This window comes from Limnoraphis robusta BA-68 BA1 (genome assembly GCF_034932365.1).
In the GTDB taxonomy this organism is placed as follows: Bacteria; Cyanobacteriota; Cyanobacteriia; order Cyanobacteriales; family Microcoleaceae; genus Capilliphycus; species Capilliphycus robustus.
Genome location: NZ_JAYGHR010000006.1, coordinates 1 through 16171, shown reverse-complemented (window position 1 = coordinate 16171; position 16171 = coordinate 1). Strand labels below are relative to the sequence as shown.

12 protein-coding genes are annotated in these 16171 nt (G+C 42.0%); 6 read left to right on the top strand and 6 right to left on the bottom strand.

Annotated features, from left to right (window positions below; translation table 11 throughout):
* Nucleotides 1-148 precede the first annotated feature (148 nt).
* From VB836_RS04570 to VB836_RS04560, 3 genes are all read left to right on the top strand, one after another.
* Nucleotides 149-1498 carry a lysophospholipid acyltransferase family protein gene (locus VB836_RS04570; RefSeq protein ID WP_323218212.1) on the top strand — a complete coding sequence of 450 codons (1350 nt, stop codon included), beginning with the start codon at nucleotides 149-151 and terminating at the stop codon, nucleotides 1496-1498.
* A gap of 91 nt (nucleotides 1499-1589) precedes the next feature.
* Entirely contained in the window at nucleotides 1590-2135 is a 546-nt protein-coding gene (locus VB836_RS04565) for a hypothetical protein (protein ID WP_323218211.1), read from the top strand.
* A 505-nt stretch (nucleotides 2136-2640) separates the two neighbouring features.
* Complete coding sequence (locus VB836_RS04560) at nucleotides 2641-3360, top strand: PEP-CTERM sorting domain-containing protein (protein WP_323218209.1); 720 nt, start codon at nucleotides 2641-2643, stop codon at nucleotides 3358-3360.
* Nucleotides 3361-3499: 139 nt separating this feature from the next.
* Here the strand turns inward: VB836_RS04560 and VB836_RS04555 are convergent, their stop codons facing one another.
* The 4 genes from VB836_RS04555 to VB836_RS04540 form a co-directional block, all read right to left on the bottom strand.
* Nucleotides 3500-4222, bottom strand: a complete 723-nt coding sequence (locus VB836_RS04555; protein WP_323218208.1) for a hypothetical protein — start codon at nucleotides 4220-4222, stop codon at nucleotides 3500-3502.
* Between the two features lie 2 nt (nucleotides 4223-4224).
* Nucleotides 4225-4899 carry an actin-binding WH2 domain-containing protein gene (locus VB836_RS04550; protein ID WP_323218207.1) on the bottom strand — a complete coding sequence of 225 codons (675 nt, stop codon included), beginning with the start codon at nucleotides 4897-4899 and terminating at the stop codon, nucleotides 4225-4227.
* Nucleotides 4900-5430: 531 nt separating this feature from the next.
* Nucleotides 5431-6915, bottom strand: a complete 1485-nt coding sequence (locus VB836_RS04545; protein WP_046280580.1) for an FAD-dependent oxidoreductase — start codon at nucleotides 6913-6915, stop codon at nucleotides 5431-5433.
* A gap of 58 nt (nucleotides 6916-6973) precedes the next feature.
* Nucleotides 6974-8830 carry a PQQ-dependent sugar dehydrogenase gene (locus tag VB836_RS04540; RefSeq protein WP_323218206.1) on the bottom strand — a complete coding sequence of 619 codons (1857 nt, stop codon included), beginning with the start codon at nucleotides 8828-8830 and terminating at the stop codon, nucleotides 6974-6976.
* A gap of 33 nt (nucleotides 8831-8863) precedes the next feature.
* On the opposite strand from VB836_RS04540, the gene VB836_RS04535 reads away from it, so the two are divergent.
* The 3 genes from VB836_RS04535 to VB836_RS04525 all read left to right on the top strand — a co-directional run bounded on the left by VB836_RS04535 (nucleotide 8864) and on the right by VB836_RS04525 (nucleotide 10642).
* Complete coding sequence (locus VB836_RS04535; RefSeq protein ID WP_323218205.1) at nucleotides 8864-9058, top strand: hypothetical protein; 195 nt, start codon at nucleotides 8864-8866, stop codon at nucleotides 9056-9058.
* Between the two features lie 14 nt (nucleotides 9059-9072).
* Entirely contained in the window at nucleotides 9073-9948 is an 876-nt protein-coding gene (locus VB836_RS04530; protein ID WP_323218203.1) for a MotA/TolQ/ExbB proton channel family protein, read from the top strand.
* 85 nt (nucleotides 9949-10033) lie between these two features.
* The gene (locus VB836_RS04525; protein WP_323218202.1) at nucleotides 10034-10642 is read left to right on the top strand and encodes an ExbD/TolR family protein; all 609 of its coding nucleotides are present in this window, start codon (nucleotides 10034-10036) and stop codon (nucleotides 10640-10642) included.
* A gap of 92 nt (nucleotides 10643-10734) precedes the next feature.
* Here the strand turns inward: VB836_RS04525 and VB836_RS04520 are convergent, their stop codons facing one another.
* Both VB836_RS04520 and VB836_RS04515 read right to left on the bottom strand, forming a co-directional pair.
* The gene (locus tag VB836_RS04520; protein ID WP_323218305.1) at nucleotides 10735-11922 is read right to left on the bottom strand and encodes a GNAT family N-acetyltransferase; all 1188 of its coding nucleotides are present in this window, start codon (nucleotides 11920-11922) and stop codon (nucleotides 10735-10737) included.
* Between the two features lie 144 nt (nucleotides 11923-12066).
* Nucleotides 12067-15783 carry a CAAX protease gene (locus VB836_RS04515; protein ID WP_323218200.1) on the bottom strand — a complete coding sequence of 1239 codons (3717 nt, stop codon included), beginning with the start codon at nucleotides 15781-15783 and terminating at the stop codon, nucleotides 12067-12069.
* Nucleotides 15784-16171: the final 388 nt, after the last annotated feature.

The window sequence follows — 16171 nt, the reverse complement described above, 5'->3', positions numbered from 1 at the left end:
ACAATCAGGAATGATTTGTCAGAAATCCCAAAAGAGATAAAAAGCCGAAAAATCTTACCTCTGTTCCCTATTCCCTGTTCCCTTTTTCAGGCTATACAAAAAGACCGAACAGGAATAGGGTAAATCAAATAACAAGAGAAACCGAAAAATGTCCAATGAAATGATTAACATACAACCCCCCTTAGCATTTATCCCTCCAGACTTTCAACCCGGAGTTTTGCAAGTCTGCCAATGGGTATTTCCTTGGTGGATACGTTTCCGAACCCCAATCACCGAAATTCAAACCGAAAACGTCGAACAATTAGTTGAACTTTATCAACAATTCCAACAGGAAAAAATTCGGTTTATGTTAGCCTTTCGTCATCCCAACCCTGACGATCCTTTACCGATTTCTCAGTTATTTTGGCGTCACATTCCCCAACAGGCAAAAAAACAAGGAATTTCTTTAAAACCTCCCATTCATGCTCATTTTATGTATGATCGGGGTATTCCGTTATGGGCGGGAAACTATGTAACTTGGTTATTTCCCAAATTGGGCGGAACTTCAATATTACGGGGAAAACTAGATCGTCAAGGGTTAAGATCAGCCCGAGATTTATTTGTAAATGGTCGTTTTCCAATAGCAGCCGCCCCCGAAGGTGCCACAAATGGTCATAATTATCGGGTTAGTCCTCTAGAACCCGGAATTGCACAATTGGGGTTTTGGTGTGTCGAAGATCTGCAAAAAGCCAACCGAACAGAAGAAGTTTTCATGGTGCCATTAGGCATTCAATATCATTATATTAAAGATAACTGGGAAGCACTCGCCCAACTTTTATCTGAAATGGAAAGTGACTGTGGTTTAAGGACTTATAATTCTCAAGCGACACCCAGTTCACTCTATCCCCGTCTGATTAACTTAGGGAATTATTTGTTAGATTTGATGGAGAATTTCTATCGTCAATATTACCATCAACATATCCCCAAAGAGAGTAGCGAAGAATTACCCGTGCGGTTACAAAGACTGTTAGATATTGCTTTACAAGTAGCAGAAAGTTACTTTGGGATTAAACCCAAAGGCAGTTTAACAGAGCGTTGTCGTCGCATCGAACAAACCGGATGGGATTATATTTATAGAGAAGATATCAAAGATGTGGAAGCGTTGTCACCTGTCGAACGAGGATTAGCCAATCGCATAGCAGAAGAAGCCAGTCTACGAATGTGGCATATGAGATTAGTTGAAAGTTTTGTTGCTGTTAGTGGGAAATACGTGCAGGAAAATCCTACTTATGAGCGTTTCGCAGAAATTACTACAATTGTTTGGACGATGATTGCCCGACTCAAAGGTGCAAACCCCTGCAAAACCCCCTACTTAGGAAAACGACGAGTGCAAATGACAGTCGGGAAACCGATTTCTATTTCTCAACGATGGTCAGATTATAAAGCAAGTCGGCGTCAAGCGGTGGAGAATTTGACTCAAGCGTTACAAGTGGCTTTAGAAAAGATGAGTCAACCTTAGTCAAAATCTGACAATTAAAAGCTTAAATTTCTTCTCAATCACCAACTTTTTTGATAAGAAAGATCTTGTAGTCTTTAAAATTTAATTCCCAATGGAACCCGACCAACCGCAAGAAGAATATCAATATAGAAAACAGGTTCTGAGATTATCTCAGGAAGTTTCTACGGTTTTGACTCCAGAACAGGCTGCTGTGATTACCCAGGCACTTATCAATTCTAATTTAAACGAAGAACAAGTGATGGCAATTACTCAAGCGTTGGTAACAGCCCGAACGGTTCAACCCTGGCAAAATAATCATGCTGTTAACCTGCGTCTAACCGTTCCCATTCCGGGTTTAAAGTTTTATTTGGTCCTGTTAGCCGGTCGAGAACGTCGCAATGGTCAACGCAACCAACTTGAACGTCACAAACATCGCCTGTGGACTCCCTTGAATATTCTCGTTATGGCGATTACCTTGGGAAGCTTCGCCTTTACCATCGCCATGTCTATCTATCTTATTTTAAAATGGGGTTCACCTTCCGGTATGGTGGCGCCGACATCTATTCCTTGGCTAACAAATCAAGCCGACTGCCAAAAAACGGGAAGAATTTGGTTGCACGGAGAGTGTTGGGATACAGAACACAGTCCAGATTTTTAGAATTCAGGACTCAGGCTTAGGGGTCAGCTAATCAAAAAACCCCTTGAACTTGTTTGAAATATAGAGCAAATCTACCTATTTTTTCAAAATTGACTCCGAAAATTCTGGGGATAGACAAAGGATCTGTTTATCGCTATTTTTGGCTTTTCCTAGTCTACTTAAGTACAGTTGTAATAAATAATACTTTGTATCCTCAGAATTTCTACTGACTTTGACTATATTCAATAATCAATTCATTCAATACTTATGTAATTTATAGAGATTAAAAAGTGTTTTAAAGAAGCCGTAAACCCTAATTTTACATAGGTTTTAGGTAAAATTAAATCTCTGATAAATTCGGTGTAAAGATACCGTAAAAGTATCAAAAAAAACTAGACAGTTCTCGTAAAATAGAAGTAATATAGTTAACACTAGGGAAGAAAAGGCTTTGACCCACTAAGGGATACAGCAAACCAATCCCAACCAGTCTATGTCAACAATTGACAGTTAAACGGAGATAAAAACTATGTCTTACAAATTATTAACTTCTGGATTACTCGCTACTATTGTTGTTATCGGAGCAATCGCCGCCCCCGCACAAGCAAAGTCAGACAATGGGAATACAAATCCCAATAAACCGAATAACGATAACGTTTTAGCAAATGAGGAAATCGTAGAGCAAGCTTTAGGAAGTTTAAGTTGTGAAGCAGGTACCGTAAACGCTACAGACGCACTCGGTAATGTTTACGGAGCCACAAAATGTGCAGGTAGTTATAAAGGGAATGATACAGGTGCAGGTGATCCTTTGTTAACTCTACTCGAGAGTGGTGACTTGTTTGGAGAAGAAATCGGTTCTTGGGATTGGGAATTATCTGGAAAGTCTGACGGAAATAAAGGTCCATTTGGTATCACTGCGCCCGGTAGCAACTCTGGAAACTGGAGTCTCAGCACTGCACTCGAAAGCCCATTTATTCTCAGCCTCAAATCTTCAACCTCTTGGAGTGCTTACTACTTCGAGAATCTTGATAGCGCCATTACAGGAGGTTTCTTCAACACTTTAGGCGTTGAAGTTAACGAAAATAATGGCGAAGGAAAAGGTTTATCTCACGCCTCTTTATTTGTTGCTTCCAAACAATTCGTTGATGAACCTGAACCTCAAGAAGTTCCTGAACCCGGAACCCTGTTAGGATTATTAACTCTCGGTGGTGTAGTTTTCGGAAAGAAGGTTATCAGTCGCAAAAGCTAATTTTACAGCGAAAGTTAGCCCTCAAATTAATAAAAACTCATAAAAACTAAACAGGAGGCTGAAGCCTCTTGTTTTTGCTTGTAGGTGAAAAAAAACACGCTCGACACAAAGACATAGACAGAAAGTTTTTGAGTCTTTTTTAATTTCGTTTCATTTTTTGGATTTCTCGATGAACACTGATCCCAATTTGTAAGGCTTCATTGAGTAACTCTCCATATTCATTGGCTTGGTTGGTCATGTTGAAGGTCATTAAAGCGGTTAAGTTGTTTTCTAAATGAGCGAATAATTCATAACGGCGATCAATAAAGTCTTGATGTTCTCGAAGTATTCGTTCAGTTTGAAAGGCACTCTCTAAACTCTCTCGAGTAATTTTTAAGGCTTGAATGACTTCTTCTCGGTTAACGAGATTTTCTTGTACGTTTCCGGTTCTCCTTAACTGATCTAAAATTTCAACCGCTTTGACTGTATCATTGTATTTTTCCACTTCATCCATTAAATGCAAGACATTTCGCAGAGGTTTTAACTTCAACCAAACTCCTAAATTAACAACTAGAGTGAGAACAAAAGATAAAGCAATAGCTTTGAGTAAAAACTGGATGGTTGTTTGAAGATCAGGAGTTATTGTTCTATCGAGTAGCAGTAATGTCAGAGGAAAAGCGAGAATTAGACTGAGAAATAATGCGATTATTTCTGTTGAAATGAAGGAAAATAGTTTTTGGCGATCGCACCAAATCTTCCTTAAAACAGCTTGTCTAATTCCCTTGTTTTGACAAAGAGTACCCGTTAAACTCTCCCGAGATAAACCTGTTAATTCATCCAGTTCTTCTTCAGAAAATATCAAACAATTGAAGTCATAATTCATGTTTATTGAAAGAGTTGACTTAAGGATTCTAAAACATTCACATAAAAGTTACTATCTTGTTCTCTAAACAGTTGAAAAGGTTCTCCCGGCGCACCAAAAAAAGGTCTTAACGTCCATCCCAGTTGACTCCCCACAAAAGCATAGAGAATTAACCAAAAGCGCAAAATATTTAAACGCAGCTTATGACCTTCTTCATCTTTTTCAGACATAAATTGCATTCCATCATAAAAGAATTTTATCCCTAAAAATCCCGTCAGAGCAAAAATTGCCACATTGAGAAGTTTAAAAAATTGATAATCTTGGGTACTCAACATAAAAAAGAACGTGACAGGCGCAAACCCCAAAAGTAAAACACTAATTTCAGCCATCGCTGTCATTAATAGCGTTAAATACTGTTCAAAGGTTTGCTTAGACCCAAACATCACATTGAAAAAATATAACGTTGGAAAACAAATAATCAGGGTAAGCAAATAAAGAGCGGGAAGCTTAATCGCCGAAAAAAGAGCTTGTAAAAAGCTACTCGACGAACCTATAATTAAACCGTAAATTCCAAAAAAAACCGAGCTTGAAATGAATAAATTTACAAGTTTTGGCTTGAGTTTAACGCCCAGACGAATATCTTCTAAAAATTGCTGTCTTTCTCGCAGCAAATTCATTACTGTTGCAAAAGAGTTCATTGGTTCCCCTCGATTAATGTTGTAAACGGGTAAATTTACACCAGATTTCAATTCCGCGAAATCTATTTATTTCGGGTGCTAGCCTTTTGCACCCCTAAAGGTTAGAATGAATAGAGAAATACCCAAATTGGCTAAAAAGCCCTACATCATCGGAATCGAGAATTCCCGAAACTTCAGACAAAATATTCCGGAAATTATCAAATCAGACTGCGAGTATGCACATTTATAGATTTTTGTCAAGGCTAGTGAAAAGAGAGAGGTAAAAATTGGTGCGTCGTCGGTTGAGATGAGGGTGTTAATTTGGGGGGTGCGACGGGATAAACTAACGGAAAAATAAGGGTTTGAGGCGTTATACCCAAGCAAAATTCCTGATTGGTCACACCAATCAGGAATTATTTTCACAGATTAGAATACCATAAAGGCTGAAACAACGCAAGCTCGTTGCTTATTGAGAATTATTCTTGAGTTAAGTTTTGTAAATTTTGGGGTATTGATAGAAACTTTAGAAGCTAAACCCAGTTATTGATTAGTTTAATTTATGATATAGCCGAAAGATAAAATCAATAAACTCCCCACCAATATCAACCCAAGCAATAGATAAAGAATTTTGGTGGTTTTTTCCGTCCTATTCCAGATTTCACGATAACTGAGTTGATGATTCTGTATTAAAATAAAAGCGGGAGGGCTGAAAATAAAAGGTAAAATTCGGCTCAACAATAACCGGAGCAAAAAGTTAATCATCCACAGTCGTTTCCGAAGAATATCTTGATTATATTGCCAGGGAAAAGCCGTTTGAGCCAGACGGATTAAAGGTTTCAAATCGGGAGAACGCCAAGACTGATATAATGGCAAAGCATCGGAGATTCTATCATTACTTTGAGATAGGGCTTGATTGAGAATACAAACATCCTCCAATGCCGAGTTAACCCCCTGTCCAATATCCGGGGGAAAACAATGCACAGCATCCCCCAATAATACCACACCACTTGAATAATTTTTAGCCGATACTAACCAATGCAACCCAGAACAATATTGAGGGACGGGAAAAAATCCACCTTCACTTTTTGCAAAACGTTCGCTTTCTTCGGGCGATACAATTTCAGGTATTGGCAACTGGGGGAAAGCGGTTTCTAGGAATGTATACAACTGTTCGCCGTCTTGTATTTTCCAAATTTGATGATCGGGTGGTCTGATAATATTTGCGGTTCTCGGTTCGTTGGGGTCAGCAAAAGGTAAAATACCCAGAGATAAGCAACGCTGAGGGTCTGTAAAGGCCGAACGAATCGCATAAGCCATTGTACAAACTGCCCGTTTAGACTTATTATTATCGAGGGGAAAGTTTGGCGATAGAGTCAAAACTTTGTATTTCAAACCCGAACTTGCAGAGGGAAACAACTGCATTTTAAATTGATTTGTTTCCGAGTTTTCCCAGCGATCTAAAGTTTCCCGAACAACAGAGTTAATCCCATCACAACCAACTAAGAGATTGGCTTCAAATGTGACAACTTTTTCGTTATTAATTTCTTGAGCAAAAACGGTTAGTTTAGATTTCCCCAAATTTTCTTCAACACTTGAGTCAAGTTTTACACATTTTGTATTGAATAAAACCTGAATACAACCCTGCCAATTTTCCTCTATTTCTTGATAAAGCAACTGCAAAAATGCTCGACGTGGCAACCAATAAGCCGTTTTTCGGTTGGGGTCTACAACGGGTACTTTTGAAGTTTTACAAGTGCCATCCGCTTTGATTTCTGTTAAGTAAAACTCGGTATTGGGAACACCAATTTTTGATAACTTTTCAGTAAAACCCAATAAATCAGTAAATTTTTGCCCCCGACCATCAATTAAATAATTAAAGGATTTATCCGGTTCATAAAAATCAGCCGAGGGACGTTTTTCTAATACGGTAATTTCCGACCAACCCCGCTTTGCTAACATTAATGCGGTGGCAAAACCTGCTGGCCCCCCACCAACAATAACGGCTTTTTGCTTTAAGTTTTGAGTTTCTGTAGACATAGATCCTACCAAATTTCTCTCCTTCAAAGATCGGGTTAGGGTCGGGTTTTAGAGCGTTCTAATTTTGATATTGAACCCGATAAATGCGATCATTCGCTTCTTCGGTAAACAGTAAACTACCATCCGGCATTGTCAACACACTCACCGGGCGCCCCCAAGTTTTCGGAACAGAAGGATCAATCAAAAAACCTGTGAGAAAATCTTCATATTCTCCCGTCGGTTGACCGTTTTCATCAAAGGGAACAAACACCAATTTATAACCCGTTCCAGGGTCACGGTTCCAACTTCCCCGAAACGCGACAAACGCCCCATTTTGATATTTTTCGGGGAACGTTTCCCCATCATAAAATTGTAACCCTAACGCCGCCGAATGAGACTGAAATAACACTTCCGGCGTTGTGGTTTTTGCGGCTAAATCGGGATTTTCTCCCTCCCGACGAGGGTCAATATTATTCGGGGTAATATAAGCGTAAGGCCAACCATAAAACTCGCCAAAATTCAACCCTGCTAAATAGTCGGGGACCAAATTATCGCCCAGTCCATCTCGTTCATTTACGGTTGTGAACAACTGACCTGTTACGGGGTGAAAATCTAACCCAACTGGGTTTCGTAAACCCCAAGCAAAAGTTTGTTGATTAGAACCATCTAAATTCATCGTTTGTACTGACGCCCTCGGTAGAGGTTCTGGGTCTACATTAGAAGCCGAACCCACCGAAACATAAAGCTGTTGTCCGTCGGGAGAAATCACCACATTCCTCGTCCAATGTTGATTGTAACCTTGTCCGGGTAAGTCGGTGATTTTTTCTCCGGTGCCTTCGAGTTGTTCTTGACCGATACGGTAGGGAAACTTTAACACCGCATTTGTATTTCCCACAAAAAAAGCATCCTCGCTAAACGCCATCCCAAAAGGCAAGTTTAACCCGTTTTCCGGTCCAGCAAACGTTTTAGAAACATCCGCATCACCGTCGCCATCTTCATCCCGCAACAGACGAATACGGTTGTCTGGTGTTTCCGTTACCAAGACATCCCCATCTGGGGTTAACGCCAACCATCGGGGGTCGTTTAAATTTTCCGCAAACACGTTAACCGTGAAGCCTTCAGGAACCTTTAAAACGGGATTTTCAGGAATAGGAATCACTTGGGGAGAGTTGCTGGCGCTTTCGGTGGCGTAGGGTTGGGGTAATTCTTCAACCTCGATCTCTATGGGTGTGGGACTGAGGGTTTCGGTCGTGATAGAATTGTTATCTGCTAATACAATAAACTGTTCGTTATTCAATTGGGAGGGCGAGACACCCGAAACCGTTGCTAAAGCTTCGCCTGTACTTTCAACTGCAATTAATGTCGCGATAATTTCTCCAATCATAACCGTCTCTAACCTCAAATTCTCAACCGTTAAACTATCTGTTAGGGCAATTTGATCCAAACCGATCTCAAAATCTTCGATAAAATCAGAAGTGGTAATATTAGTGCGACTCAAATCTTGAGCCAAAACAAAAATATCCTCTCCCTCACCCCCGCTTAAAGTATCTTGACCGAAATCACCGCTTAACCAGTCGTTTCCTTCGTCTCCCGTCAAGATATCGTTTTGTTTTCCGCCCCACAGGGTATCATTCCCCGAGTTCCCCAAGAGTTGATCGTCTCCCAAATTTCCCAAGAGTTGATCTTCTCCCTCCTCTCCACTTAAGACATCAGAATCCTTTCCGCCAAATAAGGTATCATTGCCTTGATTACCAACTACTGTATCGTTATTTTGATTGCCGTTAATGATTTCTGCAACTTCCGATCCGATAATTCGGTCATCGCCTTCTAAACCCCGCAACCCACCCGCCAGGTTCGTCAGCAAATTTGCCTCGATCTGAAAAATATCCGGGTTGGGGGTTAGATCATAGAACCCATCGGGATTTATACCAGTCAAGATAGTAAGTGTAGTTATAAATAATCAACTGATATGCTGTTAAAGTTTAGCGTAAGATTTCCAATTTTGCCGAGTTCAAGTAATGGTAGCCTTTCTAGAACTGTTGGAAAATTTGACCATCGCCGATTTAGACTTGTCAATCCCTGGCAAGCGATTAAAATTGAGAGTGCTTTGGTCGGATCTCGTTTGCGGTTACAAAGTTCAAACTTGGGGTTAAGCCTGTTGTAGAGGAGTGCTAATCAATGGATATTCAAGAAATCTTTGCGAAAGGTGGCCCCGCGATGTGGCCGCTATTGGTATTATCGATTTTATCTGTTAGTACCATTATTGAACGATTGTGGTTTTGGGCCAATACCCTGACTCGGGAACAGCAAATTGTCAACAGAGTTGTGGATGCAGCCCGTCGAGGACAGTGGGGAGTCGCTTATCAAGCCACCCGACAGGCGAGTAACCGACCCGTTGGTCGATTTCTGTATGCCCCGTTACGCCTGAATAATCCAGATCCGGAGTTGTTTCGACTGGCGTTAGAAGCCGCCGCCGATGATGAACTCGCTTCCATGCGACGAGGTGACAAAATTTTAGAAGCGGTCATTGCTTTATCTCCGATGTTAGGCTTGTTGGGTACGGTTTTAGGTTTGATTAACTCACTCGGTTCGATTCGCTTGGGTGATATTGGAACTTCTTCAGCTTCGGATGTAACCTTGGGGATTGGCGAAGCGTTAATTACTACCGCTACCGGTTTGATTGTGGCAATTGTCAGCTTAACGTTTTATCGTTTATTTCAAGCACTCTCTTTCAGTCAGATTAAGGTGTTTCGTAAAGTTGGTAATGAGTTAGAGTTACTCTATCGTCAAGACTGGCCCCAGGTGCAATCTCAGTTACAAGTGATTCGCAATCAAGAAGCACAACTTGAGTATGAAGCAGACAGGAATCATGCTTTTAATAATAACAGCCATGCTTCTACAATCGACCTAGACAAATCCGAAGAATCAGAAGAACGTTCTTTGAATCATAGAAACACAGAAATTCAGAGAAATACTGAAATTCAATCCGTTGAAACTTCTGAACATCTAGAAGATGATGAAAAACCCGACGAAGAAGAAGATCGGATCAACTAAAATTTGATCCACTTTTTGAAAGCGGAGACTTGCTTCTCTGACAATTTTCAGCACACTTCTCTACAAACCCAGCCAAGAGCGACCTATGAAATTGAATTTTGATTCTTCCCCCGATGACGCTCGGATTGAACTCCTGCCCTTGATTGATGTGGTCTTTTGTATTCTGACCTTTTTTATTTTGGCAGCCCTTCAGTTAACCCGTCAGCAAGCGATTAATGTCGATTTACCCAAGGCGACAACTGGAGAAACTCAGATCCAAAAAATGTTGATTGTCGGAATTGATGATCAGGGAAGAACCTATATTGATCAGCAAGCCGTTAATGATCAACAATTAGATCGGGCTTTAGTGCGATTTCGCCGTTGGAATCCCAATGGATTAATGGTATTATATGCACCCAAAGATGCTCGGTATAATGATGTCGTTCAAGTCTTAGATAAGTTGCGGGCAGTTGGCGGTGAACGAGTCGCCCTGGCTACCTTACCGAGTTCGGCGGAACTCCCCACTCAAAGCAATCCCACGAATTTAGTTCCTCCCGGTTCACCGGATGCTGAAAATCCTCTGCTTCCCGCTTTCCCAGAAGGTTCAGACGCACCCCCCAACCCGTTTTTATTGTCTCCTCCGCCTTCAGACACACCTGGGGCTAATCCAGTGACTCCCAACTTGGGAGGTGAAATAGCCCCTTTAGATCCGTGAACTCTCACCAGTGCTGTAGGGGCGGGTTCCGCCTAGATGTATCTCTTCCCACAAACAACCAACATAAACCCGCCCTCACTAAATTCTAAATCCTAATGATTTTCCTCCTCCTGACGGAACGGTAAATCTTGATTAACATCCTCAATTTCTTGCTCTTCCATCGCATTCACTTTGTCGATATAAGACTTTAAAATCTTACTCAGACGGTTATCGTAAAATCGATGTAAACTATGATTATCCATCGCCGGAAAACCCCGACGTTTTTTGTGTCGTCCACCTGCACCGGGATCGAAGGTTTGAATCCCGTTATGAATTGCCCATTCAATCGGTGTATAATAACAGGCATTAAAATGTAAACAATCGATTTCTTGATAACTTCCCCAATAGCGACCATACAAGCGATCACCTTTAGTCAAACAAAATGACATTCCCATCGGTTCCCGTTCATCTTGTTCACGATAAGCCCCAACAAATAACACTCGATGGCGATAGTCGTGATGGAGTTGTTCAAAAAAATTTCGGGTTAAATATTTGCTTCCCCACCAGCCAAACTTATCACAAGTATCCGCATAAAAATGATACATTAAAGAAAACAAAGACTTTGGAATTTCATCTCCCGTTAATGTTTTTAACTGTAATCCCGCTTTCTCAATGGCTTTGCGTTCTCGTTTAATATTTCGACGCTGATTGGCATTAAATACCTGCAAATAGTCATCAAAAGAATTAAAGCCTTGGTTCGTCCAAATATAGCTATGATGTAACCAAGCCGTAAATCCCTGGCGTTCCATTAACGCTTTCCACTGCGGATCAACATAGAGAAAATTACACCCCGAAATATTATTACGAATACAAAACTGATCAATTTCATGCACCATAAAAGCCGTCAATTCCTCTTCATCTTCCGTTGGTGCCATTAAAAATCGATAGCCTTCAGCCGGAGTAAACGGCGACATTCCTAACATTTTCGGATAATATTGAATCCCAAGCTGATAGGCTAAATCTGCCCATTGATGATCAAAAACAAATTCACCCCGACTGTGACCTTTAATATATAACGGCGCCGCAGCCACCAGTTGACCATCACGCCAGACTGTTAGATGATGCGGAAGCCAACCCGTATGTCCGGTTGCACTTTCTGAGGTTTCCATGTTGTGCAGCCAATCCCATTCAAAAAAAGGCGTTTTTAACGGTATTGCCAAAGTATCCCATTCAGATTTGGGGATTTCGGCCAGATTGCTAATCCAAGTCGCAGAATAGGGCGAGGTAAGCTGTTTCACCATGTTTTTTAGAAATCTGTCGGGACGCATTTTCATCTATAGGTTAATGTATCTAGCTTTCCTGTGCATGGAGTAGAGGAGACAGTCAAAAGTGAAAAGTAACCCCATCACCTCTTGCAAGATAGCCTTTTCCCTGTAACCTGTTCCCTAAAACGTCATCGGCGCAACAGGTTCAATATCCGGGTCATATCCGCCAACTTGATTGGTTCGTAGCACCCACACGCAAGCGTTGTACTTGAGGAAAATTTGAACAACCGTATCACTAGCTTTGCGGGGAAGCAAAGTTCGCCAACTCCCCAGTCCCATCGCCAAATTTCTCAGGGGTTCATCTTCTAAGGTACTGCCGAGATTATACTCCTGATTCTCCCAGTCGGGACGAGGTTTACCAAACGGTTGCAGTTCACGTTTGAGATCTGCGCCCAACTTGATCAACTGTCCAAAACGTTCGGCTTGTTGAGGATAAACACTTCCCCAATTTTGCAACCAATCCTGATTCGATTGAATGATAGCTTTTGTCTGTTGAATACTGGCAAATAACGCTTGGTTAGAGTCTTGAGCGCAATTATTCGCAGGCCCAACATAGGTTCCTCCGGTGCCATCTCCAATCCGATAACGGGCAGTCATTACTTGCAACTGTGCCAACATCCTTGTTAGAGGCGATCGCTGTAAACCTTCAAAATCGTAATCTCCGGTAAAGGCATCCAGTTTAACCAAGATATCGCAAACCGGACGACTTCCCAGCCAACCGAATTGGCGATCGCCTAAATACCTTGACCAATGTAGGGTTCCGGCAATTAATCCATCGGGGTTGTGGGTGTAAACCTGATGATAACTAATCTCGAAGCGCAATTCATCGGCTAATGGATCACGAACCACTTGCGCCACCCCATAGGCAAAATGTCCAAAGAAAATCGGCGTAGATGCCGCAGGTTCTTTGTTTTTACCCCCAATACCCCCATAAGTATGAAGTAAAAGAGCGCGATCGCCTTCTTGCCAAGCATCAATTGCATTTTGAATCGCCGATGAAGACTCATCCTCGCCATTTAAACACAATACAGAAGAAATTCGTCCTTTTTGCGCGACAATATTATCCCAAGCCTGTGAGCGAATGTAGCGAGAAGCCGCTTTGCCAAATATTACTTGCTCTGGTTGCAGACGCAACAGAGATCGCGGAGCGAGGGACTGAACAACAAACTGTCCATTTTTATCTTTAGCCCCATAGATATACCAACCTGTTTCGTTTAAAGGCGATCGTTCAATGTCATGGGTTGTAGAGGGATAACTTGCAGAATCTTTCCCCAGAACCACTTGCGGTAAACGCACCCGTTCTTCAGGGCCGTCAAACTGACGGGAAATCCGGTTAAAGTGAATGACTCGAAATTGATCGGTATCAGCAATGGGTTCGACAAATTGAATTAAACCATAGTAACGTCCAGTAATTTGAATCGGAGTGTGATAAATTCCCAATGTTACCGGATAGTTAGAAGTGGTTGTGGGGTTTTCTTCGACGCTGACTGCACCCTCCAACATGACGATGACATCATCAACCGGATGAGAACCTGCTAAAGATTCTAACGGATCAACTTGCTGCCAATGGTTGAGACGGACAGGATGAACCAGTCCACCATATTTGCTGGTATATTCAGCATCAGCACTGAAGTGAACATCTTGAGTGACCGCTTGAACCCGTTTTTGAACTTCCCGATGAGCAACCCACCGTAATTTAACCACTTGTCCGATAAGATGTTGATGGTCAGCATCCCCATGATGAACTTCAAATAAAACCCCTCGGATCTGTTGACGTTCTTCGAGTTTTGGTAAAATTAACCGTCCCATCCAAGTCCCGATAGGTTTGTAGAGATTTGGATTAACGCTTTGATCAATGGGATAGTAATCAGGATGGTTAAAATCAGCTTGGCGATAGAGTTGATAATTGCTGGGTTGAACCGCACTTAAATCTATGGGAGGAAGTAAATCACCTTGTACAATCTTTTTAATATAGTCGATAGTTTGTTGGAGAGAACTCCGACCATCCGATAAAATCACGTTAGGGTCAAGAATACCACCGGGAACTTGATGTCCGACAGGCCCCATTGAGAAAATAGAGATTTTTCCCCGTCGTTTGGCTCGATTCCAATAGGATAACAGAAGGAGTTTCCAACGTCCGGGAAACATGATAGGCCCTATTTGTTCGACTCCATCTTTGTCTCCGACGAGGTGATAGAGGTGTTCGAGTTTGAGAATATTACAGTTGCCACTAATCACACCGCCCAAGGAAATCACATCAATAGGTGCGCTTAAGGCTCGTTTTAAAAAGGTAGCACAAGCACAAGACATTTGACCGCCACCGCTATAACCAATTAAGGTAATGGGAATGCTGCTGTTAAGCGGATAGCCGTTTTTAACTAAGCCGTTGTAGACAACTTGAGCAATTCCTTGATTATAGAGAGGCCCGTAACGTTGATCGGCTGAAACCCCGACAATTAAAACATTACGGATATTAATTAATAACCCCAGCAAACTGGCGGGATTGGCAATTCTGGCTTGGTCAGCGAGTTTCCAGAAAAAAGCTAAAGGTCTATCTTGATCAAGGGGTTTACTGAGAACAGAATAGGGCAAGATTCCCCGAATTAGAGCAATATCATCCGGTAAGGCTGGGGCTAAAGTGTTTAAAAATTCTTCAATATCGGGTAAGTATTCATAGTTTGATTTACCAATGCCATCCAAATAAACAATGTAGCGAGAGATGTTTTTAGGATCAGCAACAGGTTCAGCGAGTTCTCCTACATTATCAATAGTATCAACTTGATCATCATACCAACCCGCCCACCAACCCAGGGTTTCTAAGGGGGCGAGTATTCCAGCGACGACCAGGGCAACAAGACCAATCCAGAAGAGTTTGAAAGTCAGCCTGAACACAGTCGGTAGACTACTGTACCAGCCAAACCACCATTCACGCACAGGCCTCAGAAAGACGATGATCACATAGGTTAACAGGGCCATTCCCAATAGGCCGAGAATCGTGTTTAGGGTTCTGTTGATCCGGGTTTTAGGGTTTTCTATTGTTTCTGGAGGTCGAGAAAGAGTTGCTGTTGTTGTTGAGGTTGACGATTTTACGGGTCTGTTTTTTGTTCCTGTCGTTTGTGCGGTGAATTCTGATAAATTGTTGGGTTGTCGAATTTCTGTAATTCGTTCTCGTAGTTGTTCTTGCCAAACGGATGAGGACTCTTGGGCGCGGGTTTGAACAATATGAGCAACGTCTTGACGACGAGTGGACAGATCGACGCCAGCCACAGTATCCGTTAACCATCGACCAAAGTTCGCGAGTGGGCGTCCTAGCGTTTGTTGCAAGACCTGCAACATAATCCACCCGAAGACGACATAACCCAAGGCTTTCTCAACTCCGATCCCAGTAATCGCATCAAACCCGACTACAATCGCTAGCAAATGCCACACCGAGAGTAATGAGAGTAGGGGAACTCCGAGATAGGGCAAGGTTCCTAAGAAGCTGAAGACTAAGGGCGCGTAGCTAATTCCTAAAACGGTGATCAAGGTGATTAAGCTAACTTTGACTGATCCGGGTAAGAGGGTAATTAACCAGGTACTGAAAACCAAGAATAAAAAACCCGCTACAAACAAAATGGCGTTGATCAGCAGGCTGAAGACATACCGAATGGGCTGAACTTGGTTGATAAATAAGATAATGCTTTGGGCGATCGCTTGGGATAGTCCCGCAAATAAGACGATAAATAGGGCGATGCTTAAGCCTTGGCCAATTGTGCTGACGACCCGGAAAGCCTCAGCATTTAGGGCAAATACCCATCCCACCAGTTGCCAAAATAGTGACAGTGTTGTTTCACTCATTGCAGGGAATGACCTTTATGAATAAAAGTAACGATTGAATTGCTTTTCTGCGCTTAGTCTTCAGCCTTCAGGATATCCGGTTTTGGCTTTAGGGGATCGTTTCCCCATGCGATCGGCTAATATCCTTACCCCAAAGACACTCTAACGCTTTTTTGCGTTTTGATTAGTTTTCCTGATACTTTACATTAAAAAAACTTTCGTTAAACTCCTTTACAAAACTCAAAATTCGATTAATATAGTAATAACGGCAGGAACAAACACCTACCGACGAACCTCGAAAAATACATAGCAATCATACCTAACATGACAACTACCTTACAGCAGCGCGAAAGCGCCAACGTTTGGGCGCAGTTCTGCAACTGGGTAACATCCACCAACAACCGCCTGT